The sequence below is a fragment of the Paraburkholderia sp. EG286B genome (assembly GCF_040965655.1).
Classification (GTDB): Bacteria; Pseudomonadota; Gammaproteobacteria; order Burkholderiales; family Burkholderiaceae; genus Paraburkholderia.
The window spans coordinates 68,442-92,204 of record NZ_JBFRCF010000014.1; the positions used below are offsets into that span (position 1 = coordinate 68,442).

Consider the following 23,763-nt stretch of genomic DNA (forward strand, 5'->3'; position numbering starts at 1 on the left):
AGGACCGGCGTACGGGCTGGTGCCGCTGCATGACCCGCGCTGGGTCGTCTTGCAGGTCCCCTGGTTGACTGGCATCTCCCGTTCTTTTTGAAGTGAAACTACTTTTAATGAACTTTGTTTTGCTACTTTGGTTACTAATTTAGCAAAAAAGGTTCGCGCTGGCGAACTAATTCGTGCTCGCACCCCGGGATGTCGTCAAATTGCAATATGGTCTTCCTGGATGGTGGTCAGAGAGGTACTACGAATATGTCGAAAACCTTGTGGGACAAGGGACTCACGTCAATTGAATGGCTGAGTTCAGGATTGCCACTATTGACGAGGGATTTCACAAGGAGTAATGCGAAAAACGCCGTTTTTGCGGCTAAACGGGCGGCTTTTCGAGGACGAAAGTCCCAAAAAGAAAAGGCGCTGTAAGCGCCTTGTAAAACTACTTTTACTACATCGCCGAAAGGCGGCGACCCTGTGAGTCGTCTTACTTGAGGCTGCCTGAAAGGAACTGGCGCAGGCGCTCGCTCTTCGGATTGGCGAAGACCTCGGCCGGCTTACCTTCCTCTTCCACGAGTCCCTTGTGCAGGAACATGACGTGGTTCGAAACGTTGCGCGCGAAACCCATTTCGTGGGTGACCACGATCATCGTGCGGCCTTCCTCGGCGAGCTTCTGCATGACCTTGAGCACTTCACCCACGAGTTCGGGGTCGAGCGCCGAGGTCGGCTCGTCGAACAGCATGACGTCGGGGTGCATGGCGAGCGCGCGGGCAATCGCCACGCGCTGCTGCTGACCACCCGAGAGGTGCGAGGGGTATTGCTTCTCCACGCGAGGCGCGAGACCGACCTTCTCCAGATAGGTGCGCGCGCGCTCTTCGGCTTCCTTGCGCGGCAGGCCCAGCACGTGCACAGGCGCCTCGATCACGTTCTCGAGCACCGACATGTGCGACCACAGGTTGAAGTGCTGGAACACCATGGCGAGCTTGGTGCGCACGCGCTGGAGCTGCTTTGCGTCGGCGGGGTGCAGGGCGCCCGTGCGCTTGTCCGCGCGGGTGGCGACTTCCTCGCCGTCCACCACGATGCGCCCTTCGTTGGGCTGCTCAAGGAAGTTGATGCAACGCAGCATCGTGCTCTTGCCCGATCCGGACGAGCCGATCACGCTGATCACGTCGCCGGCATTGGCTTTCAGGGACACGCCCTTGAGGACTTCGTTGTCGCCGTACTTCTTGTGGATGGAGTCGACGAACAGCTTCTGCTTCTGGGAATTCATCAATTGACCTTTAAACACGCCCTCGCGGGCTCACTTGCCTTGCGGTCGCAGGTACGCGAGCCAGCGGCGCTCCGCGCGGCGGAACAGCCACACGAGCGTGAAAGAAATGATCAGGTACAGGAGTGCGGCGATGCCGAACGCGCCGAACGACTGATACGTCGCCGAGTTCACGTCGCGCGCGATCTTCAGGATGTCCGGCACGGTCGCCGTGAAGGCCACGGTCGTTGCGTGCAGCATCAGAATGACTTCGTTGCTGTAGTAGGGCAGGGCGCGGCGCAGCGCCGAAGGCAGGATCACGCGGCGGTACAGCGTGAATTGCGACATGCCGTACGCGCGCGCGGCCTCGATCTCGCCGTAGGGCGTTGCCTTGATCGCGCCCGCGAAGATTTCGGTGGTGTACGCGCAGGTGTTGAGCGTGAACGCCAGCAGCGTGCAGTTCATGCCGCTCCTGAAGAACGCGCTCGTGAGTTCGTGGTTGCGCACGATCTCGAGGCTGTAGAGGCCCGTGTAGCACAGCAGCAGCTGCACGTAGAGCGGCGTGCCGCGGAAGATGTAGGTGTAGAGCCACACGAGCCCGGCGAGCCATTTCTTCTTCGACACGCGGGCCACGGCGAGCGGCACCGAGAGGCAGAAGCCGAGTCCGATCGAGATCACGAGCAGCCATAGCGTGATGGCCACGCCGCTGAAATGATAGCCGTCGGAGAAGAGGTAGTTGCGCCAGTATTGCTGGATCAGTTGGACGAAGTCTTGCATGGTCTTGGCCTCGCGCTATTTATAGATCCGCCTTGCGCACACCGGTGGAGTAGCGCTTGTCGAGATACATCAGCACGAAGTTGGAGACCGTGGTGATGACGAGATAGATCGCGCCGGCGAGCAGCGTGAAGAAGAAGAAACGCAGCGTGCCCTTGCCGGCGTCCTGGCTTGCCTTCACGACGTCGGCGAGGCCGATGATCGAGACGAGCGCCGTGGACTTCACGAGCACTTGCCAGTTGTTGCCGATGCCGGGCAGCGCGAAGCGCATCATCTGCGGGAACATGATGCGCGTGAACACCTGCCAGCCCGTCATGCCGTAGGCGTGGCCCGCTTCGAGCTGGCCGCGCGGCACCGCGAGGAACGCGCCGCGGAAGGTTTCCGTGAAGTACGCGCCGTAGATGAAGCCCAGCACGACCACGCCCGCGAGGAACGGATCGATGTCGATCTGATCCCAGCCGAGCATGTCGGTGAGGTTGTTCAGCCAGATCTGGATGCTGTAGAAGAGCAGCAGCATGAGCACGAGATCGGGCACGCCGCGAATGAGCGTGGTGTAGAGCGTGCCCGCGCCGTGCGCGACGCGGTTTTTGGAGAGCTTGGCCGCCGCGCCGATCAGCCCGAGCACGAACGAGAGCGCGAGCGACAGCACGGCGAGCTTGACGGTCTGCCAGGTGCCGGCGAGGATCAGCGGGCCGTAGCCTTGAAGAAACATGGGCGAGTCCTTGACGGTGCGTTTCTCACACCGCGAAAGGCGCGGCTGTCTGCCGCGGTTCAAATCCGGTCATGGCCGCGCGGGTTGTAGCCTGGTCGCGCGCGGGCCGATGCGATTGCGCTCGTGAGCGCGCCTGTGACTGTATACGAAGCCCGGTGGCGGTCTATCGGGGAGCCCCCGGGGCTTTGGTGTCGTGGCGCGAGGCGCGAGCGGTGGGTGTCTCGTTGTTTATTTACCTGCGTGTGCGTTCCCGTTCACTTGCCTTTGTAGATATCGAAGTCGAAGTACTGCTTCGCGATCCTGTCGAACGTGCCGTCCGCATGAATCGCGGCCAGCGCCGTGTTGAACTTCGCTTTGAGTTCGGCGTCGTCCTTGCGCAGGCCGATGGCGGTGCCGTCGCCGATCGTCGCCGGGTCTTCCACTTCCGGGCCCGCCCACGCGAAGCCCTTGCCGCGCGGCGTTTTCAGGAAGCCGAAATCCGCCTGGACCTCGTCTTGCAGCGTGGCGTCGAGGCGCCCGGCGATCAGATCCTGGTAGACCTGATCCTGATTCTGGTACGAGATCACGTTCACGCCCCGCGGCGCCCAGTGCGCCTTTGCGTACGCTTCCTGGGTCGAGCCCTGCTCGACGCCCACGTTCTTGCCCTTGAGCGAAGCCGGCGTGGGCAGGAGCGGCGAGCCCGCGCGCGCGAGCATGCGTGCGGGCGCATCGAACATCTTCGTGGAGTAGTCGATCTGCTGGGCGCGCTGCGGCGTGATCGTCAGCGACGACACGATCGCATCGAACTTGCGGGCCTTGAGCGCCGGGATGATGCCGTCGAGGTCGTTTTCGACCCAGACACACTTCACGTTCATGCGCGCGCACAGGGCTTTCGTGAGGTCGACATCGAAGCCGACGATCTGTCCGTTCGGCGCTTTGGATTCGAACGGCGCATAGCTGGCGTCCACGCCGATGCGCACGGTTTTCCACTCTTTGGCGGCGGCGCTGCCTGCGATCAGGGCGAGCGCCACGCACACTGCAAACTTCTTCATCATTCTCCTGTCGAGCCGGAGCGCGTGCCCTTTTAGCACTGACTCCGTCCCATGCACGACTGATACGGGTGGCGCGGCGCGGTAAGGGGCGCGCGGCCGACGCAAGGCGGACCGGCTCGTGGCCGTTGGCCGCCATTCTAGGCGATCAAAAATGCGGGTCGGAAAGCGCGGCGCACTCCGGCCCCGGCGGCAGCGCGCGCTGGCGGGGCGGGGTAGCCGCCACGGGGGTGTCCACCCCGGGCCATCAGGCTCACGCTGGCCGAAAAGCGCGGTATTTTACCCGAAGCCGGAGGGCGTGCGGGTCTGACGCAGGGCGACGCCGGCAACGCAGCCCATTGATGTTGCTGGCGAAACGATGCGGTGCGCTGCTGCGGATTGTGCAAGCGGGCCGCCGCCCTTACCTTTGGATATCGACATGATTGACCGGAGATTGCCATGCTGACCATCCGACGCGCCGACGAACGCGGCCACGCCAACCACGGCTGGCTCGACTCGTACCACAGCTTTTCGTTTGCCGACTATTTCGACGAAGCGCATATGCACTACGGTGCGCTGCGGGTGCTCAACGACGACCGTATCGCGGGCGGCCAGGGCTTCGGCGCGCACGGCCATCGCGACATGGAGATCGTGACCTATGTGCTGTCCGGCGCGCTCGCACACCGTGACAGCATGGGCAACGGCTCGACCATCCGCCCCGGCGACGTGCAGCGCATGAGCGCCGGCACCGGCGTGATGCACAGCGAGTTCAACGGCTCGAAGGAAGAGGAAGCGCACCTGCTGCAGATCTGGCTGCTGCCGCGCGAGCGCGGCGGCGCGCCCGGCTACGAGGAAAAGCGCTTCGACGACGCCGACAAGCGCGGCCGGCTGCGCCTCGTCGCCTCGCCAGACGGGCGCGACGGCTCGGTGACCGTGCAGTCGGATGCCTCGATCTACGCGGCTCTGGTGGACGGCGAGGAGCGCGTCGAGTATGCGGTGCCGGCCGGGCGGCGCGTCTATCTGCATGTGGCGCGCGGCGCGCTGGACGTGAACGGCCAGCGCCTCGAAGCCGGCGATGCCGCGATGATCGAGGCTGAGGCGGCCGTCGCGCTCGCGAAGGGCGCAGCGGCCGAAGTGCTGCTGTTCGATCTCGCCTGAGCCTTTGACCGGCAGCGGCCGGCAAGCGCCCGCGCCATGAAAAAAGCGCCGCGGGGTGCGAATCCCGCGGCGCTTTGTCGCGCTTTTGCGCGCGCGTGTGTGCCGATTACTGCTGCGCAGCCGGTGCCGAAGCGCCGCCCTTGTGGTGCTGCTCCCAGCGCTCGCGCATCTGCTCGTGGCGCTGCTCCATCTTCGCGAAGCGCTCCTTGATCGCCGTGCTCACGGTCGTCTTCTGCTGGTCGTTCAGGCCGTTGTAGAAGGCGAGCCACGCTTGCGTGGTTTGCTCGCGCAGCTGCTGGTTCTGCTGCTCGACCTGCTCGTGCGCCGTGTGCATGGCGTTCAGGTCGAGGATCGGCTGGTTCTTCATCGAATCGAACTGCTGCTTCATCTGTTCATGATTCTTGCGCATGGCCTGACCGTTCTGCTTCATCGTGTCGAGCGCGGCCTGCCATTGCTTTTCCTGCGCGGCGTTCAGGTTCAGCTTGTCGTGCAGCTGCTTGAAGCCGAGCATGAAGTCGCCGTGCATGCCGGGGCCGCCATGCATGCCCGGACCGCCGTGCATCATGCCGGAACCGCCCAGGGGCGGCGGCGGGGTCTGGGCGTTGGCGGCGGTGGCGCCCACGGTGAGCGCGAGCGAGGCAGCGGCGATGGCGAGAAGGCGCGAAGTCGTCTTGTACATGGTGATGCTCCTGACAAATCCATGAGGGTTTTATCCGGTCTGGCGCGGCGCTTTCGGAAAGTGGTGGCGCTCGCAACCGGTGTCCCTAGCGTATCGACCCGGCAGGCGGCGCGTGTTACGCCGCGGGCCGCCGAGATTACGCGACATTACACGCGCCTTTCGCGGTAACACCTCGTAACCCAGCTGGAAGAGCTGTAAGCAAACGGCCCGTGCGCGCGCGTTACACTTCATCCCATGGCTACTCAAATCCTTGTCGTCGACGACGACCTCGAACTACGCGACCTCCTGCGCGACTATCTAGCGCGCCAGGGCATGGAAGTCTCGGTGCTGCACGACGCCGGCTCGCTGGAGCGGCGGCTCGAGCGCGAGCGCCCGGACCTGATCGTGCTCGACCTGATGATGCCGGGCGTCGACGGCCTGACCGCGCTGCGCAAGCTGCGCGCGGCCGGCGACGACATCCCCGTGATCATGCTGACGGCGCGCGCGGACGACGTGGACCGCATCGTCGGCCTCGAACTCGGCGCGGACGACTACCTCGGCAAGCCGTTCAACCCGCGCGAGCTGCTCGCGCGCGTGCAGGCGGTGCTGCGCCGGCGCCGCACGGTGCCTTCGGCCGCGGCGCCCGAGCAGCGCGAGCCGTACGCGTTCGGCCGCTTCACGCTCGACTTCCAGTCGCGCACGCTGCAGCAGGAAGGCAAGCCGATCATGCTGTCGGGCAGCGAGTTCGCCCTCCTGAAGATTTTCGTGAACCACCCCATGCGTACGCTCACGCGCGAGCGCCTGCTGGAGTTGCTGCACGGTCCCGAGTACGACGGCACCGACCGCGGCATCGACGTGCAGGTGTGGCGTCTGCGGCGCATTCTCGAAAGCGACCCGTCCACGCCGCGCTTCATCCAGACCGTACGCGGACGCGGCTACGTGTTCGTTCCCGACGGAGAGCAGGGCAACCATGCGCCGGCCGGTTGATTCGCTGTTCGGGCGCCTCGCGGTCATCTTCATCGGCGTTCTGCTGGTGTCGCATGTCGCCTGGTTCACGCTCATGCGCGTCGAACACAATCAGATGCAAACGCGCTACGCCGTCGAGGAAGCGACCTTCCTCGTCGACGCGGTGCGCCAGCACGTCGAGCGCGAGCCCGACCAGCCGCTGCCTTCGCGCGTGCAGCTCGTCGATCCGGCGAGTCCCGCCGTGCCGCCCGTCACCGAACGCATGCCCGAGCCGCTGCGCCGTTTCATCGACGACGTGCGCGAACGCATGCCGCCCGGCACCGACGTGCGCGTCGGGCCGCCCGGCGGGCCGCCCACGCTGTGGGTGCGCGGGCCGCAGGACGCCCGCTGGATCGTCCTGCCGGGCCAGCCGCTGCGCATCATGCGGCCGCTCGACAAGTTTCTGCCCTGGGTCATCACCATTTTCGCCACCGCCGTGATCGCCGCGCTCGTGGCCGCCTGGATGCTGCAGCAGCCGCTGAGCGCGCTCGCCCAGGCGGTGGGGCGCTTTGGCCGCGGCGAGCCCGTCCCGCCCGTGCCCGAACGCGGGCCGCGCGAGCTGCGTCAGCTCACGCTGGGCTTTAACCAGATGGTCAAGGAAGTCGAGCGTACGGAGAAAGACCGCGCCGTCATGCTCGCGGGCGTCGCGCACGATCTCAAGACGCCGCTTGCCCGGCTGCGCCTGCGCGCCGAAATGATGGACGAGCAAAAGGTGCGCGACGGCGTGGTGCGCGACGTCGAGTCGATGGCGCACATCGTCGACCAGTTCCTCGTGTTTGCGCACGACGGCGCCGATCGCAGCGAGCCCGTCGAGGTCGACGACCAGTGCGAGCGCATCGCGCGCAACCACCGCACGGCGAGCGGCGAGACGGTTGCGATCGAAACGCGTCTGCGCGCGGGTCCGGAGTTTCGTCTGCCCGCGGCCACGCTCGAGCGCGTGGTCTCGAACCTGCTCGACAACGCGCATGCGTATGGCGCACCGCCCGTCGTGATCGAGAGCGAGCGCGGCCCGACGGGTTTCTCGCTCACCGTGCACGACCACGGCAAGGGCATCCCCGACCAGGAACTGACGCAGGCGAGCCGGCCGTTCGTGCGCCTCGACCCGGCGCGCGGCGGCAACGGCCACAGCGGCCTGGGCCTCGCGATCGTCGAGCGGCTGGTGCGCCGCGCAGGCGGCGAGCTCTCGATCGGCAACGGCGAGAGCGGCGGGCTAGCGGTGCGCATGACGTTTGCGTTCGACGTGGTGGAGCGCACCGTCACCGAAGCGGCGCAGATCTGGTAAATCGCGTGGGAATGGTTTGGCGGAAGCCCGCACCGAAGAGGCGGGGCATGGCCGGATGCGCTCGACGTGGTATTGAGCTGGTATTGACCACGCAGGAACCGGACGTTCCGCCCGAAGGCGCCGCCAGAGCGACGCCAGCATAAGCCAGGCTAAGCCACGTCAGGTCGGGCGCAGCCGCTCAGGCCGTGAAGAGCGTGTCGAGCGCGGCGGCGGCCTCGTTGTCCACCGTGTTGTAGGTCACGGTGTCGGCCTCGAAGATGTAGTGCGTGGTGTACTTGCCGAGGCGGGCAAGAATCTCTTCCTGAATCAGCTCGGGCGTGGCGTCGAGTTTCAGGTACCACGCGGTCGATGACAGGCGCGTCTGGAACGCGCCGTACTCGACCATCAACTGGTCGAACGCGAGCGCATCCTGATCGCGGCAGACAATGACCAGATTTCCCTTCATGCATGCCTCCAGATTTGTGCGGAACACCGAAGTGGCGCGGTTTGACTCATGCGCACCGGATGGACTGGTGCGCACCGTTCATCCCATGATACCGCGCCTCGCCGGTTGAGCCGGGCGAGCCCCGCAGCCTGGTACGGGCATCCCTCGTGTGATGGTTTGCGCAAGCTCGTTGCGCACTCACCAGGTCGGCGCCGCGGCGCGCGGCGGCACGACGCCCTCGGCCGTCATGGCCTCGCAACGGTCGCGCCCGGCCGCCTTCGCCATGTAGAGCGCGAGGTCGGCGCGGCTCATCAGACGCTCGGGCTGATCCTGCGAGGCCGCAAGTTCGGTCACGCCGATGCTCACGCTCACGCTCGCTTCCTCGGGCAATTCCACGCAAATGCGTTTGCTCACCTGCTCGCGCAGGCGATCGAGCACGATGAGCCCCGTGGCCAGCGAGGTCGCGGGCAGCAGGATGCCGAACTCCTCGCCGCCCAGGCGTCCGACGGCGTCGTCGGCGCGCAGTTCGGCGCGGCATGTCTCCACGAAATGCTGGAGCGCGCGGTCGCCCGCCGGGTGGCCGAAGCGGTCGTTGATCTGCTTGAAGTAGTCGAGGTCGGCAATCGCCATGCACAGCGGTTGGCCTGCCGCATAGGCCGTGTCGATCTCGCGGCGCAGCAGGTCGAGGAAGTAGCGCCGCGAGAGCGCGCCGGTCAGCGCGTCGTGGCGCGCCTCGGCGGCGAGCAGCGCGTTCGCGGCCTGCAACTGCCCGGCGAGATCGCGGCTCGCGTGATGCAGGCGCCGCTCGCGCACCCACGAGACCGAGATCACCGCCGCGAGCGCCGCGGTGCCCGCGAGCGTGAGGAAAATGAGGAGCCGGTCGCGCTGGTGGTTCGCGATCAGCTCGGACCATGCGTTGACCGGATCCACGAGGTGTGCCGAGAGCCCGGAGTTCAGGCCGCCGCGCTGCTCGTAGAGGGCTGGCGCGCGTTGGCCCGGCAAGGCGATCATTTGCGCGGCGTCGGCGCGCGGGATCCACGGCGCCTTGCTCAACGCGGTTTTCGATGCCGGGCGCAACTCGAGCGGCGCGAAGTGCTCGCGCAGATAGGTGTTCACGCGGTCCAGCGCATTCATTTCGGCGACGTGCGAGCCGGGCAAGGCGCGTCCTTCGAGCGCGCTGTCATGGGCCATGATGATGACGCCATTGTTGTCCGCGACGAAGGTGCCCGGGTGGGTCACCCAGTGGCGCAGTCGGGCGATGCTGACCTTCGCGACCACGGCGCCGACCAGCAGGCCGTCGTCATAGGCGGGCGCTGCGACGAAAATGCCGGGCTCGCCGCTTGCCGTGCCCACGCCGTAGGCTTCGGAGAACGCCCCGAGCAGCGTGTCGTTCAGATATGCGCGCGGACGCATGTCCACGCCGACGTAGGAGATTTTTTCGAGCGCATTGCTCGACGCGATGCAGATGCCGTTCGCGTTGACGAGCCAGATCGCATCGAGCCCGGAGAAGCCCTGGGCGTCGTGGAGAAAGCGGTCGACCCCGGCGAGCGCCGGCACGCCTTGCAGCTCCTTGCGCCGTGCCAGTTCCGTCGATTCGCTCGACGCGGCATAATGCGCGGCCTCGGTGAGTGCCTGCTGGACGACACGGGTTTCGGCCATCGTCGCCGGAATGGCGCGCGACATGGCGAGGTCGCTGGCGATCACTTCGGCCATGTTGTCCACGACCGAGCGCATCATCTGGCGCTGTGCGGCGAGCGCGGCCTCGAACTCCTGGCGGACCATGCGGTCCGCGAGCCAGTCGGCCGCCGCCCAGCAGACGAGCGCGACCACCACGACCCCGAGGGGCCCGGCTGCCTGACGCAAGAGTCTCCTGTTCATCGGCCTTCTGGTTCGTGAGTGGTATGGAGGCGTGGGGATCGGCGCCCCTGGGCGTCGGGGCGCCACTGACGGAGCGTGTCGATTTTACCCCTCGAACGGGGCCGGTGAACCCGCTCTCGAAGCCTCAGCGCGGCGTTGCGAGGCGGCGCGAGCGGACGGCGGCGCGAGCGTGGATCGCTAACATGCAAGGTGCATGCCGTCAGCACGGCGATACGCGGCGATGAGCGAAGTCGAGGCAGCGCAGACGCGGTTGGCGCGGCTTCGCGAGCGCCGTTCACGCGCGTGCCAGCGTGTGGCGCGCAAGCGACGCCCACTGGCGTTGGCGGCCTGAATGAGGCAGGAACGCAGGCGAGCGCGGCGTCGTTGTGTCATCAAGGCGTCATCGATGCGTCATCACGATGACGTGCAGAAGCCGGGCGCGGCACGTTCTGGAAGCTCTCCAGAAGGCCGGCGAAAGCGCCGCGAAAGCCCGTGTAGTCTGGCTTTCACGGCGCACCGGCCGCGGTTGTGAGTGTCATCGAGGTTGTAGTAGTGTCGTGCCGTTTCAGTCGAGGCAAGCCCAGTCGCCCGCCGCCAGTCGCCAGCCGCAACTGCGGTGCGGGCGGTGCGTACCACCGCGGCATCGTCGCCGTGTCATCAACGCCAACGAAATTTTGAGTCCATGCGCCTTGCCTTTGTCGATCCGCCATCCTCGCAGCTTGTGCAATGCCTGTCCGGCGGCACGGACGTCATGTCGTCCGCCTTTCTGAAACCTGGCGCGGAGGGCGTCTGAATGGAGTTCAGCTTCAATCTGAACCGCACGGCCAACGCCTCGGCGTGGCGCGTGCTGCCGAACCGCTGGGACTTCGTGGCGTTCCCGCTGATGATCGGCCTCATTGCGATGGCGGCCGTGGGCTTTCACGAAACGATGGCGCCCATCGCGACGTTGAAGGCGCAGCCCATCTCGCTCGATCCCGCGAACCTGCCCGAGTACGCCATGCGCACCACGCTGCGCATGCTCGCGGCGATGGTGGCCTCGCTGATCTTCACGCTCGTGTATGGCACGCTCGCGGCGAAGAGCCGCCGCGCGGGCCAGGTGCTCGTGCCGATTCTCGACATCCTGCAGTCGGTGCCGGTGCTCGGCTACATCTCGTTCACGGTCACGTTCTTCCTCGCGCTGTTTCCTTCGCGCGTGCTGGGCGCCGAACTCGCGGCGATCTTCGCGATCTTCACGAGCCAGGCCTGGAACATGACGTTCAGCTTCTACCAGTCACTGCGCACGGTGCCGCGCGATCTGGATGAAGTCTCGCGCGGGTTCCACCTGACCGCATGGCAGCGCTTCTGGAAGCTCGAAGTGCCGTTCTCGATGCCGGGCCTCATCTGGAACATGATGATGTCGATGTCGGGCGGCTGGTTCTTCGTGGTGGCCTCCGAAGCGATCACGGTGGGCAACAACACGATCACGCTGCCGGGTGTCGGTGCGTATCTGGCGCAGGCGATCGCGGAAAAGAACCTGCACGCCGTGGGCTGGGTGATCCTCGCGATGATCGTGGTGATTCTTGCCTACGACCAGTTCCTGTTCCGCCCGCTCGTGGCCTGGGCCGACAAGTTCCGTATGGAGAACACGAGCTCGGGTGATGCCCCGGAATCGTGGCTGCTCGACCTGATTCGCCGCACCCATCTCATTCATCAACTGCTCGTGCCGCTCGGCTGGCTCTTCGCCAAGGCGGCGCGCATGCCGATCAAGCTGCCGTCGTTTCCGAACGTGACGTTCGCCGCGCCCGTGACGCGCGGCCGCCCCGGCTTGCGCGCACGCATCGGCGACGCCGTGTGGGCCGTGCTCGTGATCGCATTGACCGTGTTCGTCGTGTGGCGCGTGGTGGCCTTCGTACGCACGGGCGTGACGCTCGACGAAGTGTGGCACGTGCTCGGTCTCGGCTTCATCACGCTCTTTCGCGTGCTGCTGCTGATCGCCATCGCTTCGGTGATCTGGGTGCCGCTCGGTGTGCTGATCGGTCTGCGCCCGGCGATCGCCGAGAAGGTCCAGCCGCTCGCGCAGTTCCTCGCGGCGTTCCCGGCGAACCTGCTGTTCCCGGTGTTCGTGATCGTGATCGTGCGCTTTCACCTCAACCCTGACATCTGGCTGTCGCCGCTGATCGTGCTCGGCACCCAGTGGTATATCCTGTTCAACGTGATCGCGGGGGCCAGCGCCTATCCGAACGACTACAAGGAAGCGGCGAAGAACTTCCGCATTCGTGGCTGGCAGTGGTGGCGTCAGGCTATGCTGCCTGGCATTTTCCCGTACTACGTGACGGGCGCCATCACGGCTTCGGGCGGCGCGTGGAATGCGAGTATCGTCGCGGAGTTCGTGCAGTGGGGCGATACGAAGGTCGTCGCGCACGGGCTGGGCGCCTACATCGCGCAGACGACGGCGGCCGGCGATTACCCGAAGATCATTCTCGGCATTGCCGTGATGTCGCTCTTCGTCACGCTGTTCAACCGCCTCTTGTGGCGCCCGCTGTACACGTACGCCGAGTCCCGTCTGCGGCTCGACTGATCGACGACTGATCGAACAACGAATGATCGAAGGTAACGCGATGCAAAACCCCAAGACGCTGAGCGCCGCGCACGGTGATGTGCAGACGGCCCCGAACCCGCCGCGCCTCGGCGAAGAAATTCTGAACGTGAAGGACGTGTGCCGGGGCTTCAACAAGACCCAGGGCGAGCTGCTCGTGCTCGACGACGCCAACCTCCAGCTGCGCGAGGGCGAGATCGTCGGGCTGCTGGGCCGCTCGGGCTCGGGCAAGTCGACGTTGCTGCGCATCATCGCGGGCCTGATCTCGCCGACCTCCGGCGACGTCACCTGGCGCGGCAAGCCGCTCGAAGGGCCGGCCGAAGGCGTGGCGATGGTGTTCCAGACCTTCGCGCTGTTCCCGTGGCTCACCGTGCTGCAGAACGTGGAAGCGGGCCTCGAAGCGCAGGGCGTGGGCGCGCGCGAGCGGCGCGAACGCGCGCTTGCGGCCATCGACCTGATCGGTCTGGACGGCTTCGAAAACGCCTATCCGCGCGAGCTTTCGGGCGGCATGCGCCAGCGCGTGGGCTTCGCGCGCGCGCTCGTGGTCGACCCGATGCTGATGCTCATGGACGAGCCGTTTTCCGCGCTCGACGTGCTGACCGCCGAAACGCTGCGTACCGACCTGCTCGACCTGTGGACGCAAGGCCGTTTGCCGATCAAGTCGGTGCTGATCGTCACGCACAACATCGAGGAAGCGGTGTTCATGTGCGACCGCATCCTGGTGCTGTCGTCGAATCCGGGTCGCGTGGTGGCCGAGATCAAGGTGCCGTTCAAGCATCCTCGCAACCGGCTCGACCCGGTGTTCCGCAAGCTCGTCGACGACATCTACGCGAAGATGACCGCGCGTCAGACCGACGAGACGACGAAGAAGGGCCTCGAACTCGGCAGCTGGCTGCCGCGCGTGTCGACCAACCTGATGGCCGGTCTGATCGAAACGCTCGCGATGGCGCCGTATCACGGCCGCGCCGACATGCCGGAAATTGCGCGCTCGCTGCATCTGGAAGTGGACGACCTGTTCCCGATCGCGGAAGTGCTGCAGAACCTCGGTTTCGCCGACGTGCGCGAAGGCGACGTGCTGCTCACGCCGCCCGCGCGCGTGTTCGCGGAGTTCGGCACGCAGGAGCGCAAGATGATGTTCGCCGAGCATCTGCTGCGCCACGTGCCGCTCGCGGCGCGGATCAAGAAGGTGCTCAACGAGCGCCCGGGGCATCGCGCGCCGCGCGTGCGTTTCGAGCAGGAACTGGAGGACTTCCTCTCCGACGGCGCCGCCGAAGAGACGCTCGACACCGTGATCGACTGGGGCCGTTATGGCGAGATCTTCTCGTACAACGACCAGTCGGAAATCTTCAGCCTCGAAGACGTGGAGTCCTGAGCGACGCGCGCATCGCCAGGCATAAAAAGCGGTCGCGGGTTGCGTTCACCTGGCGACCGTTTTTCGTTTGCGGACAAGGCGCGCTATTGCAGCGTGCCCCAGCGCTCCACCGCGGGCTCGGCCGTGGCCCACTTCCAGCCCGACTGGTCCTGACAGGCGCTCGCGGTGAACCACTGCTCGGGCGCGTCGGCTTTCTCGCCGTCCTGCACCGAGAACACGAAGTCCTTGCAGAGCGTGAGGGCGTTGGCGAACGCGCGCGTCACGCGCACCTGGCCGTGGCCGTTCTCTACGGGCAAATCGTGCTTGATGCGCCAGAGGTCCATGCCGCCCACGGGCAGGCGGCCGGCCGTCTCGGCGATCAGCGCCTGCTGGTCCGCGTGCATGCTCTTCATGAAACGGCCGACGGCTTCGTCGGTGGCCGCCTGCACGGCAATGCCCACGCCGATGCCCACGGCAGGATTCGCCGTGACGATGCCGGTGGCCGCCGCCGCCGCGGCGCCGCTCGCCGCGCCGATCGACGAGCAGCCGCTCGCCGCGAGCGCGACGCCCGCGCAGAGCGCGGCCAGCGCGATGAGCTTCACGGGGCGCGCCGTGGACGACTCCGTTGCACCGTGCCGTACGCGCTTCGCGCGCGCGTTCATGCCGTTCATTGCAGCGCACCCCAGCGGGCGGTGGCGGGTTCGGCCGAGGCCCACTTCCAGTTGTCGCCGTCGCGGCACACCGATGCGACGAAGAACGCGCTCGAGGCGGGCTTGTCCTTCGTGGCCTCGTGATCGACGGAGAACACGATCTCCTTGCAGTCGAGCGCACCGCTGCTGATCGTGCGGCTCACCGTGACGCGGCCGTGCTCGTCGTCCTCGATGGGGAACGAGTGCGTGATCGACCATGGCGCGACCGCGCCGACTGCGAGCGGGCCCGCCGCGTGGGCGATGCTGTTCTGGGTGTTGGTGTGGACGACGCGCTCGGAGTACTGCACGCCGGCCTTCGCCGCGGCCACGGCGCCGAGGCCGATGCCGGTCGCCACAGCCGCGTTGCTCGTCACTTTCGAGGCGACCGCCGCGCCGGCGATACCGGCGCCGGTTTGTGCGCCTTCGGAGTAGAGCGAGCTGCAGGCCGAGCACGCGAGGCTCGCGATTGTGGCGAGCAGCGTGAGCGACATGACGCGTCGCCAGCGAGGATGCGCGGAAGGGAGCGGGGGCACGCCGGCGATCGTTTCCATGACCGCGGCCGACACCGCTGGCGCAACGCGCGCCCCAGCACTTCGTTGTTGCATGATGATTCCCTGCCGCTAGCCGGATAGCGCCGCGTTGCGCGGATATCCAGCATGTTTTGCTTACTTAACGTGCTGCGGATTGTGCAGCACGGGATTGCTTACGGGGATAGGTAAAGTGCAAGAAATTGCAAAAGGGCGTGCACGGCAGGCCGAACTTTGATCGGCTTGCCGTGCGCCTCCCACCTCGCCGCGCAACGAGCGTGCCGCGATGAGGCGGGGGAGGGGAATCAGGCTTCGTTCGTGTCCGGGTCGGCGGGTGCTTCGCTTTCGCCATCGTCGGCGCCGTAGCTGCCGAGCCGGTTGTAGAGCGTCTTGAGGCTCACGCCGAGCGTGCGCGCCGCGAGACGCTTGTCGCCGCCGCAATACTTGAGCGTGCCGAGAATGATCTGCTTCTGCGCATCGGCGAGTGGCGTGCCGATCCAGACGCTCATGGCGTCGCCCTGGGTGACCGGCTTCTTCACGCGCGGCACCAGCTGCGGATGCGCGATCTCCACGACCTTTTCGGCGAGGATGAATGCGCGGTACACGGCGTTCTTCAGTTCGCGCACGTTGCCGGGCCACGACCAGTTGCGCACGGTTTCGAGCGCGCGCTTGCTGAACGCCTTTTGCGTGCCTTCCTGGTCGTTCAGTTCGGTGAGGAAATGCTGCGCGAGCAGTTCGCGGTCGCGTTCACGTTCGCGCAGCGGCGGCGCGCGCAGCGGAAACACCGCGAGCCGGTACATCAGGTCCTCGCGCAGGCAGTTTTCCTTCACGGCCGTCACGGGGTCGCGGTTGGTGGCGGCGATGATGCGCACGTCGCCGCGAATCGCTTCGTTGCCGCCCACCGGAAAGTACTCGCCGGTTTCGAGCGCGCGCAGCAGCTTCACCTGATGCAGCAGCGACATCTCGGTGATTTCGTCGAGGAACAGCGTGCCGCCGCGCGCGTGCTCGAAGTGACCGTCGCGCGCCTGCACGGCGCCCGTGAAGCTGCCTTTTTCGTGACCGAACAACTCGGCCTCGATCAGCTCGTCGGGAATCGCGCCGCAGTTGACCGCGATGAACGGGCCGTCGCGGCGTTCGCTATGCGCGTGGATCGTGCGGGCGATCAGTTCCTTGCCCGTGCCCGATTCGCCGACGATGAGCGCCGTCGCCTCGGTTACGGCCACGCGGTCGATCTGCGCATACAGATCCAGCATGACCGCCGACGAGCCGTACAGCAGACCGTACGACTGCAATCCCGCGACACGCGCATCCTCGTCCGCTGCGGTATTTCCGTTGTTTTCGCTGTTGCGTTTGGTGGCGGCGGGCGAGCCCGGCTCGATTGACGCCATAGGGATGTTCGTCCTGCAAAGGTAGTGCGGGGCGTTTGCTTCAACGCGCATCGGCATGTCATCGGCATGCTTCTGCGCGTATCGGCGAACAGGCCCTGCGATCCGGGGCTGGCCGTCCAGGACAGGTGCGGAACTTGCCGCTCCGACGGCCGCGAGGTTTGCGTCTTCGAGCTTGGTAGCTCGTTTTCGCGTAAACATTTAACCACTGCCGCGCCTGACAGGGCAATGGACCTGTCCAGGCACACCGCGAGCGAGTGTGGCACGCATCCTGCTGCGGAACTTGAAGCGCCCCGCGCCGTCTGCATGAATAGGGGCCGCGCATCGGCCACGCCCCGGGCGATGTCATTCGAGTCAACTCGCGTCTTCCGTCTTTGACGAGGCGTATCTGGGAGAAAGCGATATGTCGAAGAACCGCAGCGGTTTGGTAGGAACCCTGGTGACCGTCGGCGCGCTTGGCGCGATGGCGGGCATGCTGGCATGGCGTTTCTCGCAGCGTCATCGCATGCAACGGCAAACTTTTTATCGCGATCTGAGCCGCTGGGAGGGCGAAGGCGGCTCGCTTGCCGACACCACGGGCAACAACGGACTGGGCCCGGAAATGGCCATGGCCCGGGGCGCCTCGGACGCGCCCGCACATGGCGCGAAGAGCCGGATGACGAGTGGCGTGAACGGCGCAAATGGGTCCGCCGGCATGCCATGGCCGTTTCCGCACAGCTAGCAGGCGGGCGTGGCGGGGGCCACGCGAGAGCCGTGCCCGCTTGTCTCGAATAAGTCTATAATAGTCATATCAACAACAATCGAGGTTCGGACGGCCCGCGGCTGACGGTATTGTTGCTCAGTTGTAGCAAAACCGCGCGTATCGAGGCTTTTGCCGCCTTGGGCGTGCGTCCGACCGTTTCGTACTCCACTGCAGCGCAATCACGTGCGTCGCGACTTCCGCGGTGCCGGGCAAGGTTGTCCGGCACGCCTGCGAAGGGCGCGGCGCTCGCGCTTTGGAGCCATTCACCTATCAAGGCTGACGAGACGCGATGCCACATGTATTGATTGTCGATGACGATGCGGAAACCCGCGAGGCGCTGGCGGCCGTGGTGAGCGACGACGGGCTCACGACCGCGCAGGCAGGCGACCTGCGCGAGGCGCGCATCCAGCTCGTGCGGCAGACGCCGGACGTGGTCTTCACCGACCTGAAGCTGCCCGACGGCAGTGGCACCGACCTGTTCGAGGATCTCGACCCGCGCTCCGGCGTGGAACTCGTGGTCATCACCGGGCACGCGACGGTCGAGACGGCCGTCGATGCGCTCAAATCCGGCGCGATCGATTACCTGGTCAAGCCGATCAACCTCCAGCGCGTCAAGGCGATCCTGAACCGCCTGCCGCGCGCGGGCGACCTCAAGGCCGAAATCGGCACGCTGCGTGGCGAGCTGCGCCGCATGGGGCGCTTCGGCCTGATGCTCGGCAATTCGCCGACCATGCAGGAGGTCTACGACCAGATCAGCCGCGTCGCGCCGACGCCCGCCTCGGTCATGCTGGTGGGCGAATCGGGCACCGGCAAGGAAGTGGCCGCGCAGACCATCCACCAGTTGAGCCTGCGCCGCAAGCACGAATTCCTTGCGGTGAACTGCGGCGCGATCTCGCCGAACCTGATCGAGTCCGAGATGTTCGGTCACGAGCGCGGCTCGTTCACGGGCGCCGACCGGCAGCACAAGGGCTATTTCGAGCGCGCGAACGGCGGCACGCTGTTCCTCGACGAAATCACCGAAATGCCGATCGAGCTGCAGGTGAAGCTGCTGCGCGTGCTCGAGACCGGCATGTTCATGCGCGTGGGCACGACCAAGGAAATCGAGACCGACGTGCGCCTGATCGCGGCGACCAACCGCGACCCGGAGCAGGCCGTCGCCGAAGGCAAGCTGCGTCTGGACCTGTACCACCGCCTCAACGTGTTTCCGATCAGCCTGCCGCCGCTGCGCGAGCGCGGCAAGGACGTCGAGCTGCTCGCCCAGTCGTTCCTCGACGAGCTCAACGAGCGTCATGGCACCAAAAAGCAGTTTCCCGCGGCGGTGCGCGACATGCTGGCCGCCTACCCGTGGCCCGGCAACGTGCGCGAGCTGAAGAACTACGTGCAGCGCGCGCACATCATGTCGGGCAACGACGGCGATTTCACGGCCACGGTGCCGCTGCAGATTTCGCTCTCGAAGCCGATCGCCGGCACGGCGGTGACGATCCCGTTCGGCACCTCGCTCGCCGATGCCGATCGCCAGCTCATCCTCGCGACGCTCGAGCAGTGCGGCGGCGTCAAGACGCGTGCGGCGGAAATCCTCGGCATCAGCCTGAAGACGCTCTATAACCGTCTTGTGGAGTACGGCAACGAAAGCGCCGGCAAGGGCGATGCGCCCGCGCGTGTAGCCGGCGTCTGAGCAGCATGAGCGAGCGTGCCCATGTGGCGCGCTCGCGCGGGCGGTACGACGCTTGCAGTGTGAGTTTCGCGTCCATGATGAGGAGCGAAAGATGCCGAGCTGCAAAACCAGTGATGCCGTCCGCGTGAAGCCCTGGCTCGCGCATACCCCGCAGCCCGACGAACCGCCGCCGGATCAACCCGGCGAGCCGGACGTGCCGCCCATCGGCGATCCACCAGAGCCACCGGGTGAAGTGCCGCACGCGCGACCCCGATTTGACCCTTCGGTCTCCTCTCGATTTCATCTCTCGCGTGGCGCATTGCCCGCCACCTGAGCATCTGCTCGCACGGCCTCGAGAAGCGATCCGCTGATCGTGATGCTTTTATGTACTAGTTACAAAGGCGCCACCATTTTTACCGGCGAATTCACGCGGCGAACCCTAGACTATAAAAAAGCGCCACGGCCGCGTGGCCGCCTTCCCGCTGGAGGCATCGACATGAGACATCCTGCCTTGCGCCGCTCCGCACGTTACACGGGCAAGCGTGGCCCGCGCGATTCGCAAGAGAAAAGCAGTCCGCAACCGTCGGACGCGCCGGACCCCGCGGGCCAGAATCGCGCCGCGCCTGGCGTGCCGCCCGACGGCGAGCACAACCAAGGCGGGGCGCGGGCTGAGGGCATCGAGTACCAGCGCGATCTCGGCTCCGAACAGGACGCCTGATCCGCTTCGAACCGCGTCTCACCGCGCGCTGTTGGCAGGCCGGTTTCCTGGCCTGACAGATCACCGGGGTATTCCGTTCTTGCGTGCTTGCCGCGCGGAATTTGCTCGCGCTGTCGTTTGTGAGAAAAGATTTTTGCTCCAGACCCCGCCGAGTCGGCACGCGTCTTGCATACGTACCTGAAGCATCGTCTTCGGACCCAACGAAACAGGAGGTAGAGCCGCAATGGGCAGACTGATCGTGGTATCGAATCGCGTTGCGCCGACCCAGGAGGGCCGTCCCGCAGCGGGCGGGCTCGCAGTCGGCGTATTGGACGCGCTCAAGGAAACCGGCGGTGTGTGGTTCGGGTGGAGCGGCGAAACCGTCGCGGAGCCGTCCGCACCGGTCATCGAGCAGCAGGGCAGCGTCACCTACGCGACGGTGGGTCTCACCCGGCGTGACTATGACCAGTACTACAAGGGCTTCTCGAATACGACGCTCTGGCCGACGTTCCACTACCGCAACGACCTCGCGCGCTACGAGCGCCAGGAGTACGGCGGCTACCTGCGCGTGAACGTGTCGCTCGCGCGCCAGTTGCAGCCGCTCATCGAGCCCGACGACATCATCTGGGTGCACGACTATCACCTGATTCCGTTCGCGCGCTGCCTGCGCGATCTCGGGGTGAAGAACCCGATCGGCTTCTTCCTGCACATTCCGCTGCCGGTGCCCGAAGTCATGCGCTCGGTGCCGCCGCACGAAGAACTGATGAAGTTCATGTGCCACTACGACGTGGTCGGCTTCCAGACCGACGCCGACCGCCAGGCGTTTCTCGACTACATCGAGCGCGGCGGTCATGGCACCGCAAGCGACGACGGCATGGTCCACGCGTGGGACCGCTTCCTGAAGGTCGGCGCGTACCCGATCGGCATCTATCCGGACGCCATTGCCAAGGCCTCGTCGCAGTTCGCCGACCGCAAGGCCGTGCGCAGCCTGCGCGAAGCCATGCGCGGACGCAAGCTGATCATGAGCGTGGACCGGCTCGACTATTCGAAGGGGCTCGCCGAGCGCTTCCAGGCGTTCGAGCGCCTGCTGCAGAACGGGCCGGGCTGGCATGGCCGCGTCTCGCTCCTGCAGATCGCGCCGCCGACGCGCTCCGACGTGCAGACCTACCAGACGATCCGCCGCAATCTCGAAGGCGAGGCGGGCCGGATCAACGGCCGTTTCGCGCAGCTCGACTGGACGCCGATCCAGTACCTGAACCGCAAGTACGAGCGCAACCTGCTGATGGCGCTGTTCCGCGAGGCGCAGGTGGGCTATGTCGCGCCGCTGCGCGACGGCATGAACCTCGTGGCGAAGGAATACGTGGCGTCGCAGAATCCCGACGATCCCGGCGTGCTGGTGCTTTCGCAGTTCGCGGGCGCGGCCGAACAGCTGCCGGGCGCGCTGGTCGTGAATCCGTACGACCTGAACCAGACGGCCGAGGCGCTCGAGCGTGCGCTCTCGATGCCGCACGCCGAGCGTGTCTCGCGCTACAACGACATGATGGCGTCGCTGCGCGAGAACAATCTTTCGGTGTGGCGCGATACGTTCCTCGCCGACCTGCGCAGCGTCGCGACGGCCGCTTCGGTCACGGCCAGGGCGCGCAATGCCGCGCCGGCGGGGAAAGCTCCCGTGCAAGCGAGCGCGCCCGAACAGGCGCAGCGTGCGGCGCGCGCGTAGCGAGGCATCGGCGGTTAGGGGCGCAGCGGGATGCATGCCGCCCCTGGCCGACTAACCATTCTCGGCGCAAACGGATTCGCGCGGCGGCCTTCGGCCCGCCGCGTTTTTTTGCGTCCGCGTAATCGCTACCCGGCGATACGCGTCGCGGCGTGCGCTCAGACCCGCTGGCCGCTCGGCGCGGCAAACGGCATCGGCGCACGGGTCGGATCGAAATCGGCCCAGTGTCCGTCGTGCCATTGGCCCGAGGCGCATTCGATCTCGGCGGCGCCGCCGTCGCGCAGCAACTGCGCGGCGAGATCCTGGTTCTCGTAGCAGACGTGCACCGAGAGCAGCACGCCGTCGCTGCGCGTTTCGCGATGCACCCGCTCGTGGTGCATCGACATTTGCTGCGCAGCGGCTTTCGCGCCCACACTCGCGCCGATGCGCGCCCCGATCCAGGCGCCCACGCCGGCCGCGATCACGACCGATGGCAGCGCAGCCGAGAACGCGCTGAAAATCACCACGCCCACCACGGCGCCCGCCACGGCGCCTGCGGTGATATTGCGGGTGTGATGCGGGTGCACGGCGGCGACCGTGGGCGGCGCGCCCATGGCCGTCCCCTGGACGCTATGGCGCGCATGCTGGCCGCGCGGATTGACGAAGAACAGGTTGACGTCTTCTTCGAGGAAGCCGCCCGCGTACAGCTTTTCGGCGGCGGCTTCGGCAGCGGGAAAGGTCGTGAACCGACCAGCGACGATCAGTGACATGGGAAGCCCCCTTTGCCGGGTCCGGCAGGTTGACTCGCCGGGCGCGGCCGCGAATGCGGCTCGCCCTGAATCCATGTTAGTGCCTGTGCGCGCGCAGGGTTAGGCCGCTGTTAGCCCGGCGTACGCGCCGCGGTGCCCGGCATCAGGCGCAGCAGGCTCACCACCGCCGCGACGGCGGCGAAGGCCGTCGCCACGTACAGCGCCGTGGTCGGCCCGTGCTGCGGCGCAACGCCGAAGATCAGCGCCACGAGCGCCGCGCCGAGCGTCTGCCCGGTGAGGCGCGCGGTGCCGAGCATGCCGCTCGCGCCGCCGCTGCGCTCGCGCGGCGCGGAGGAGAGGATTTGCCGGTTGTTGGGCGACTGGAACACGCCGAAGCCCGCGCCGCACAAGGCCATGCGCCAGCAGATATCGAACACCGCCGGATGCGCGCCGAGCGTGGCGAGCGAGAGCAGGCCGAGCGCGAACAGCGCGAGTCCGATGCCGCCGAGCATGCCCGCCGGATAGCGGTCGGAGAGCGCGCCCGAGAGCGGCGCGGCGCCGACGATGACGAGCGGCCAGGGCGTCATGAGGAGGCCCGTGTCGACCTGCGAGAAACCGAAGGTCTCCTGCAGCATGAAGGGCAGCGCGACGAACGCGAGCATTTGCGCGCAGAACGAGCAGACCGAGGTGCTGATCGACAGCGCGAACACGGGGTTGGCGAGCAGATCGACGGGCAACAGCGGCGCGGCCTGCGTGAGCTGGCGGCGCACGAAGAACCAGCCGATCACGATCGCGAGCACGAATTCGAGCGCGACGAGGCGATTGCTCTCGCCGTGGCCGAGGCCGTCGACGGCAAAGATCAGGAGGCCGAACACGATGGCGTTGAGCACGGCGCTCAAGTAGTCGTAGGGCGCGGGATGCCGCTCGTTCACGGGCAGCGCGCGCAGGCCCAGCACGAGCGCGGCGATGCCGATCGGCACGTTGATCGCGAAGAGCCAGGGCCACGTCGCGATGGCGAGCACGCCCGAGGCCAGCGTCGGACCGACCGCGGAGGCGATCGCGACGACCATCGCGTTGATGGCGACGCCGCGACCGAGCTGCGCGCGCGGATAGATCATGCGCACGAGCGCGGTGTTCACGCTCATGATCCCCGCGCCGCCGAAGCCCTGCACCGTGCGTGCGAACGCGAGTTCGGGCAGCGTGGTCGCCAGCGCGCAGCCGAGCGACGCGACGGTGAACAGCACCATGCCGGCCAGATACACGCGCTTGTAGCCGATGCGGTCGCCGAGCGAGGCGAGCGGCAAGAGCGAGATGGTCACCGAAAGCTGATACGCGTTGACGATCCAGATCGAGCTTGCCGCGCTCGCATGGAGGTGCCGCGCAATGGTCGGCAACGCGACGTTGGCGATCGCGCCGTCGAGCACGGCGAGTGTGATGCCGAGCGCGACCACGAGGATCGCGTAGTAACGCTGTGGAAAGGGCAGGCCGTTTTCGATGTCGGCGGTGGAAGCGGCGGAGAGTTCGGAAAGCGTTGGCATCGACGGGAGAGGCGGCGCGCGATGGACGTGCGCCGCCGGCTGGATGTTGTTTTCT

21 protein-coding genes are annotated in these 23,763 nt (G+C 66.4%); 9 read left to right on the forward strand and 12 right to left on the reverse strand.

Going from position 1 to position 23,763, the window contains the following annotated elements:
- Window positions 1-472: 472 nt before the first annotated feature.
- The 4 genes from AB4Y42_RS27740 to AB4Y42_RS27755 form a co-directional block, all read right to left on the reverse strand.
- Window positions 473-1,255 carry an ABC transporter ATP-binding protein gene (locus tag AB4Y42_RS27740; RefSeq protein ID WP_324159922.1) on the reverse strand — a complete coding sequence of 261 codons (783 nt, stop codon included), beginning with the start codon at window positions 1,253-1,255 and terminating at the stop codon, window positions 473-475.
- Window positions 1,256-1,285: 30 nt separating this feature from the next.
- Entirely contained in the window at window positions 1,286-2,008 is a 723-nt protein-coding gene (locus AB4Y42_RS27745) for an ABC transporter permease (RefSeq protein ID WP_028210520.1), read from the reverse strand.
- Between the two features lie 19 nt (window positions 2,009-2,027).
- The gene (locus AB4Y42_RS27750) at window positions 2,028-2,717 is read right to left on the reverse strand and encodes an ABC transporter permease (protein ID WP_028207717.1); all 690 of its coding nucleotides are present in this window, start codon (window positions 2,715-2,717) and stop codon (window positions 2,028-2,030) included.
- 254 nt (window positions 2,718-2,971) lie between these two features.
- Window positions 2,972-3,748, reverse strand: a complete 777-nt coding sequence (locus AB4Y42_RS27755) for an ABC transporter substrate-binding protein (RefSeq protein WP_368696000.1) — start codon at window positions 3,746-3,748, stop codon at window positions 2,972-2,974.
- A 435-nt stretch (window positions 3,749-4,183) separates the two neighbouring features.
- Between AB4Y42_RS27755 and AB4Y42_RS27760 the strand changes: the two genes are divergently transcribed.
- Window positions 4,184-4,882, forward strand: coding sequence for a pirin family protein (locus tag AB4Y42_RS27760; protein WP_368695944.1), 699 nt, complete (start codon window positions 4,184-4,186; stop codon window positions 4,880-4,882).
- Window positions 4,883-4,988: 106 nt separating this feature from the next.
- Here the strand turns inward: AB4Y42_RS27760 and AB4Y42_RS27765 are convergent, their stop codons facing one another.
- Window positions 4,989-5,561, reverse strand: coding sequence for a periplasmic heavy metal sensor (locus tag AB4Y42_RS27765; RefSeq protein ID WP_368695945.1), 573 nt, complete (start codon window positions 5,559-5,561; stop codon window positions 4,989-4,991).
- A gap of 234 nt (window positions 5,562-5,795) precedes the next feature.
- On the opposite strand from AB4Y42_RS27765, the gene AB4Y42_RS27770 reads away from it, so the two are divergent.
- Window positions 5,796-6,527: a response regulator gene (locus tag AB4Y42_RS27770; protein ID WP_028207713.1), complete on the forward strand. Its 732-nt coding sequence runs from the start codon at window positions 5,796-5,798 to the stop codon at window positions 6,525-6,527.
- Entirely contained in the window at window positions 6,511-7,827 is a 1,317-nt protein-coding gene (locus tag AB4Y42_RS27775; RefSeq protein ID WP_368695946.1) for an ATP-binding protein, read from the forward strand. Before AB4Y42_RS27770 ends, AB4Y42_RS27775 begins: the two co-directional genes overlap by 17 nt.
- A gap of 178 nt (window positions 7,828-8,005) precedes the next feature.
- Here AB4Y42_RS27775 and AB4Y42_RS27780 read toward each other — a convergent pair whose 3' ends face one another.
- Window positions 8,006-8,272 (reverse strand): hypothetical protein, encoded by a 267-nt coding sequence (locus AB4Y42_RS27780; RefSeq protein ID WP_028207711.1) that lies wholly within the window; start codon window positions 8,270-8,272, stop codon window positions 8,006-8,008.
- Window positions 8,273-8,449: 177 nt separating this feature from the next.
- On the reverse strand, window positions 8,450-10,129 hold the full coding sequence (locus AB4Y42_RS27785) for a diguanylate cyclase (RefSeq protein WP_368695947.1): 1,680 nt from the start codon (window positions 10,127-10,129) through the stop codon (window positions 8,450-8,452).
- A 772-nt stretch (window positions 10,130-10,901) separates the two neighbouring features.
- On the opposite strand from AB4Y42_RS27785, the gene AB4Y42_RS27790 reads away from it, so the two are divergent.
- Together AB4Y42_RS27790 and AB4Y42_RS27795 are read left to right on the forward strand one after the other, a co-directional pair.
- Complete coding sequence (locus AB4Y42_RS27790) at window positions 10,902-12,665, forward strand: ABC transporter permease (RefSeq protein ID WP_368690973.1); 1,764 nt, start codon at window positions 10,902-10,904, stop codon at window positions 12,663-12,665.
- 40 nt (window positions 12,666-12,705) lie between these two features.
- Window positions 12,706-14,055, forward strand: a complete 1,350-nt coding sequence (locus AB4Y42_RS27795; RefSeq protein WP_368690972.1) for an AAA-associated domain-containing protein — start codon at window positions 12,706-12,708, stop codon at window positions 14,053-14,055.
- 83 nt (window positions 14,056-14,138) lie between these two features.
- Here the strand turns inward: AB4Y42_RS27795 and AB4Y42_RS27800 are convergent, their stop codons facing one another.
- The 3 genes from AB4Y42_RS27800 to AB4Y42_RS27810 all read right to left on the reverse strand — a co-directional run bounded on the left by AB4Y42_RS27800 (window position 14,139) and on the right by AB4Y42_RS27810 (window position 16,638).
- A complete protein-coding gene (locus AB4Y42_RS27800; RefSeq protein WP_368690993.1) occupies window positions 14,139-14,696 on the reverse strand; it encodes a hypothetical protein in 558 nt (185 codons plus the stop codon).
- Window positions 14,697-14,701: 5 nt separating this feature from the next.
- Window positions 14,702-15,214 (reverse strand): hypothetical protein, encoded by a 513-nt coding sequence (locus AB4Y42_RS27805; protein ID WP_368690971.1) that lies wholly within the window; start codon window positions 15,212-15,214, stop codon window positions 14,702-14,704.
- 341 nt (window positions 15,215-15,555) lie between these two features.
- Window positions 15,556-16,638 (reverse strand): sigma-54 interaction domain-containing protein, encoded by a 1,083-nt coding sequence (locus tag AB4Y42_RS27810; protein ID WP_368690970.1) that lies wholly within the window; start codon window positions 16,636-16,638, stop codon window positions 15,556-15,558.
- A gap of 400 nt (window positions 16,639-17,038) precedes the next feature.
- Here AB4Y42_RS27810 and AB4Y42_RS27815 point away from each other — a divergent pair, with 400 nt between their 5' ends.
- From AB4Y42_RS27815 to otsA, 4 genes are all read left to right on the forward strand, one after another.
- Window positions 17,039-17,356, forward strand: coding sequence for a hypothetical protein (locus AB4Y42_RS27815; protein ID WP_368690969.1), 318 nt, complete (start codon window positions 17,039-17,041; stop codon window positions 17,354-17,356).
- Window positions 17,357-17,666: 310 nt separating this feature from the next.
- Window positions 17,667-19,052 (forward strand): sigma-54-dependent transcriptional regulator, encoded by a 1,386-nt coding sequence (locus AB4Y42_RS27820; protein ID WP_368690968.1) that lies wholly within the window; start codon window positions 17,667-17,669, stop codon window positions 19,050-19,052.
- Window positions 19,053-19,527: 475 nt separating this feature from the next.
- Window positions 19,528-19,749: a hypothetical protein gene (locus AB4Y42_RS27825; RefSeq protein WP_368690966.1), complete on the forward strand. Its 222-nt coding sequence runs from the start codon at window positions 19,528-19,530 to the stop codon at window positions 19,747-19,749.
- A 223-nt stretch (window positions 19,750-19,972) separates the two neighbouring features.
- Window positions 19,973-21,445: an alpha,alpha-trehalose-phosphate synthase (UDP-forming) gene (gene otsA / locus AB4Y42_RS27830; protein WP_368690965.1), complete on the forward strand. Its 1,473-nt coding sequence runs from the start codon at window positions 19,973-19,975 to the stop codon at window positions 21,443-21,445.
- Window positions 21,446-21,600: 155 nt separating this feature from the next.
- Here the strand turns inward: otsA and AB4Y42_RS27835 are convergent, their stop codons facing one another.
- Complete coding sequence (locus AB4Y42_RS27835; protein ID WP_368690964.1) at window positions 21,601-22,191, reverse strand: hypothetical protein; 591 nt, start codon at window positions 22,189-22,191, stop codon at window positions 21,601-21,603.
- Window positions 22,192-22,301: 110 nt separating this feature from the next.
- On the reverse strand, window positions 22,302-23,708 hold the full coding sequence (locus AB4Y42_RS27840) for an MFS transporter (RefSeq protein ID WP_368690963.1): 1,407 nt from the start codon (window positions 23,706-23,708) through the stop codon (window positions 22,302-22,304).
- Window positions 23,709-23,763 lie beyond the last annotated feature (55 nt).

Coding starts and splice junctions, on each gene's coding strand:
- AB4Y42_RS27740 (WP_324159922.1), bottom strand. CDS start 1,255: ATGAATTCCCAGAAGCAGAAGCTGTTCGTCGACTCCATCCACAAGAAG.
- AB4Y42_RS27745 (WP_028210520.1), bottom strand. CDS start 2,008: ATGCAAGACTTCGTCCAACTGATCCAGCAATACTGGCGCAACTACCTC.
- AB4Y42_RS27750 (WP_028207717.1), bottom strand. CDS start 2,717: ATGTTTCTTCAAGGCTACGGCCCGCTGATCCTCGCCGGCACCTGGCAG.
- AB4Y42_RS27755 (WP_368696000.1), bottom strand. CDS start 3,748: ATGAAGAAGTTTGCAGTGTGCGTGGCGCTCGCCCTGATCGCAGGCAGC.
- AB4Y42_RS27760 (WP_368695944.1), top strand. CDS start 4,184: ATGCTGACCATCCGACGCGCCGACGAACGCGGCCACGCCAACCACGGC.
- AB4Y42_RS27765 (WP_368695945.1), bottom strand. CDS start 5,561: ATGTACAAGACGACTTCGCGCCTTCTCGCCATCGCCGCTGCCTCGCTC.
- AB4Y42_RS27770 (WP_028207713.1), top strand. CDS start 5,796: ATGGCTACTCAAATCCTTGTCGTCGACGACGACCTCGAACTACGCGAC.
- AB4Y42_RS27775 (WP_368695946.1), top strand. CDS start 6,511: ATGCGCCGGCCGGTTGATTCGCTGTTCGGGCGCCTCGCGGTCATCTTC.
- AB4Y42_RS27780 (WP_028207711.1), bottom strand. CDS start 8,272: ATGAAGGGAAATCTGGTCATTGTCTGCCGCGATCAGGATGCGCTCGCG.
- AB4Y42_RS27785 (WP_368695947.1), bottom strand. CDS start 10,129: ATGAACAGGAGACTCTTGCGTCAGGCAGCCGGGCCCCTCGGGGTCGTG.
- AB4Y42_RS27790 (WP_368690973.1), top strand. CDS start 10,902: ATGGAGTTCAGCTTCAATCTGAACCGCACGGCCAACGCCTCGGCGTGG.
- AB4Y42_RS27795 (WP_368690972.1), top strand. CDS start 12,706: ATGCAAAACCCCAAGACGCTGAGCGCCGCGCACGGTGATGTGCAGACG.
- AB4Y42_RS27800 (WP_368690993.1), bottom strand. CDS start 14,696: ATGAACGCGCGCGCGAAGCGCGTACGGCACGGTGCAACGGAGTCGTCC.
- AB4Y42_RS27805 (WP_368690971.1), bottom strand. CDS start 15,214: ATGTCGCTCACGCTGCTCGCCACAATCGCGAGCCTCGCGTGCTCGGCC.
- AB4Y42_RS27810 (WP_368690970.1), bottom strand. CDS start 16,638: ATGGCGTCAATCGAGCCGGGCTCGCCCGCCGCCACCAAACGCAACAGC.
- AB4Y42_RS27815 (WP_368690969.1), top strand. CDS start 17,039: ATGTCGAAGAACCGCAGCGGTTTGGTAGGAACCCTGGTGACCGTCGGC.
- AB4Y42_RS27820 (WP_368690968.1), top strand. CDS start 17,667: ATGCCACATGTATTGATTGTCGATGACGATGCGGAAACCCGCGAGGCG.
- AB4Y42_RS27825 (WP_368690966.1), top strand. CDS start 19,528: ATGAGACATCCTGCCTTGCGCCGCTCCGCACGTTACACGGGCAAGCGT.
- otsA (WP_368690965.1), top strand. CDS start 19,973: ATGGGCAGACTGATCGTGGTATCGAATCGCGTTGCGCCGACCCAGGAG.
- AB4Y42_RS27835 (WP_368690964.1), bottom strand. CDS start 22,191: ATGTCACTGATCGTCGCTGGTCGGTTCACGACCTTTCCCGCTGCCGAA.
- AB4Y42_RS27840 (WP_368690963.1), bottom strand. CDS start 23,708: ATGCCAACGCTTTCCGAACTCTCCGCCGCTTCCACCGCCGACATCGAA.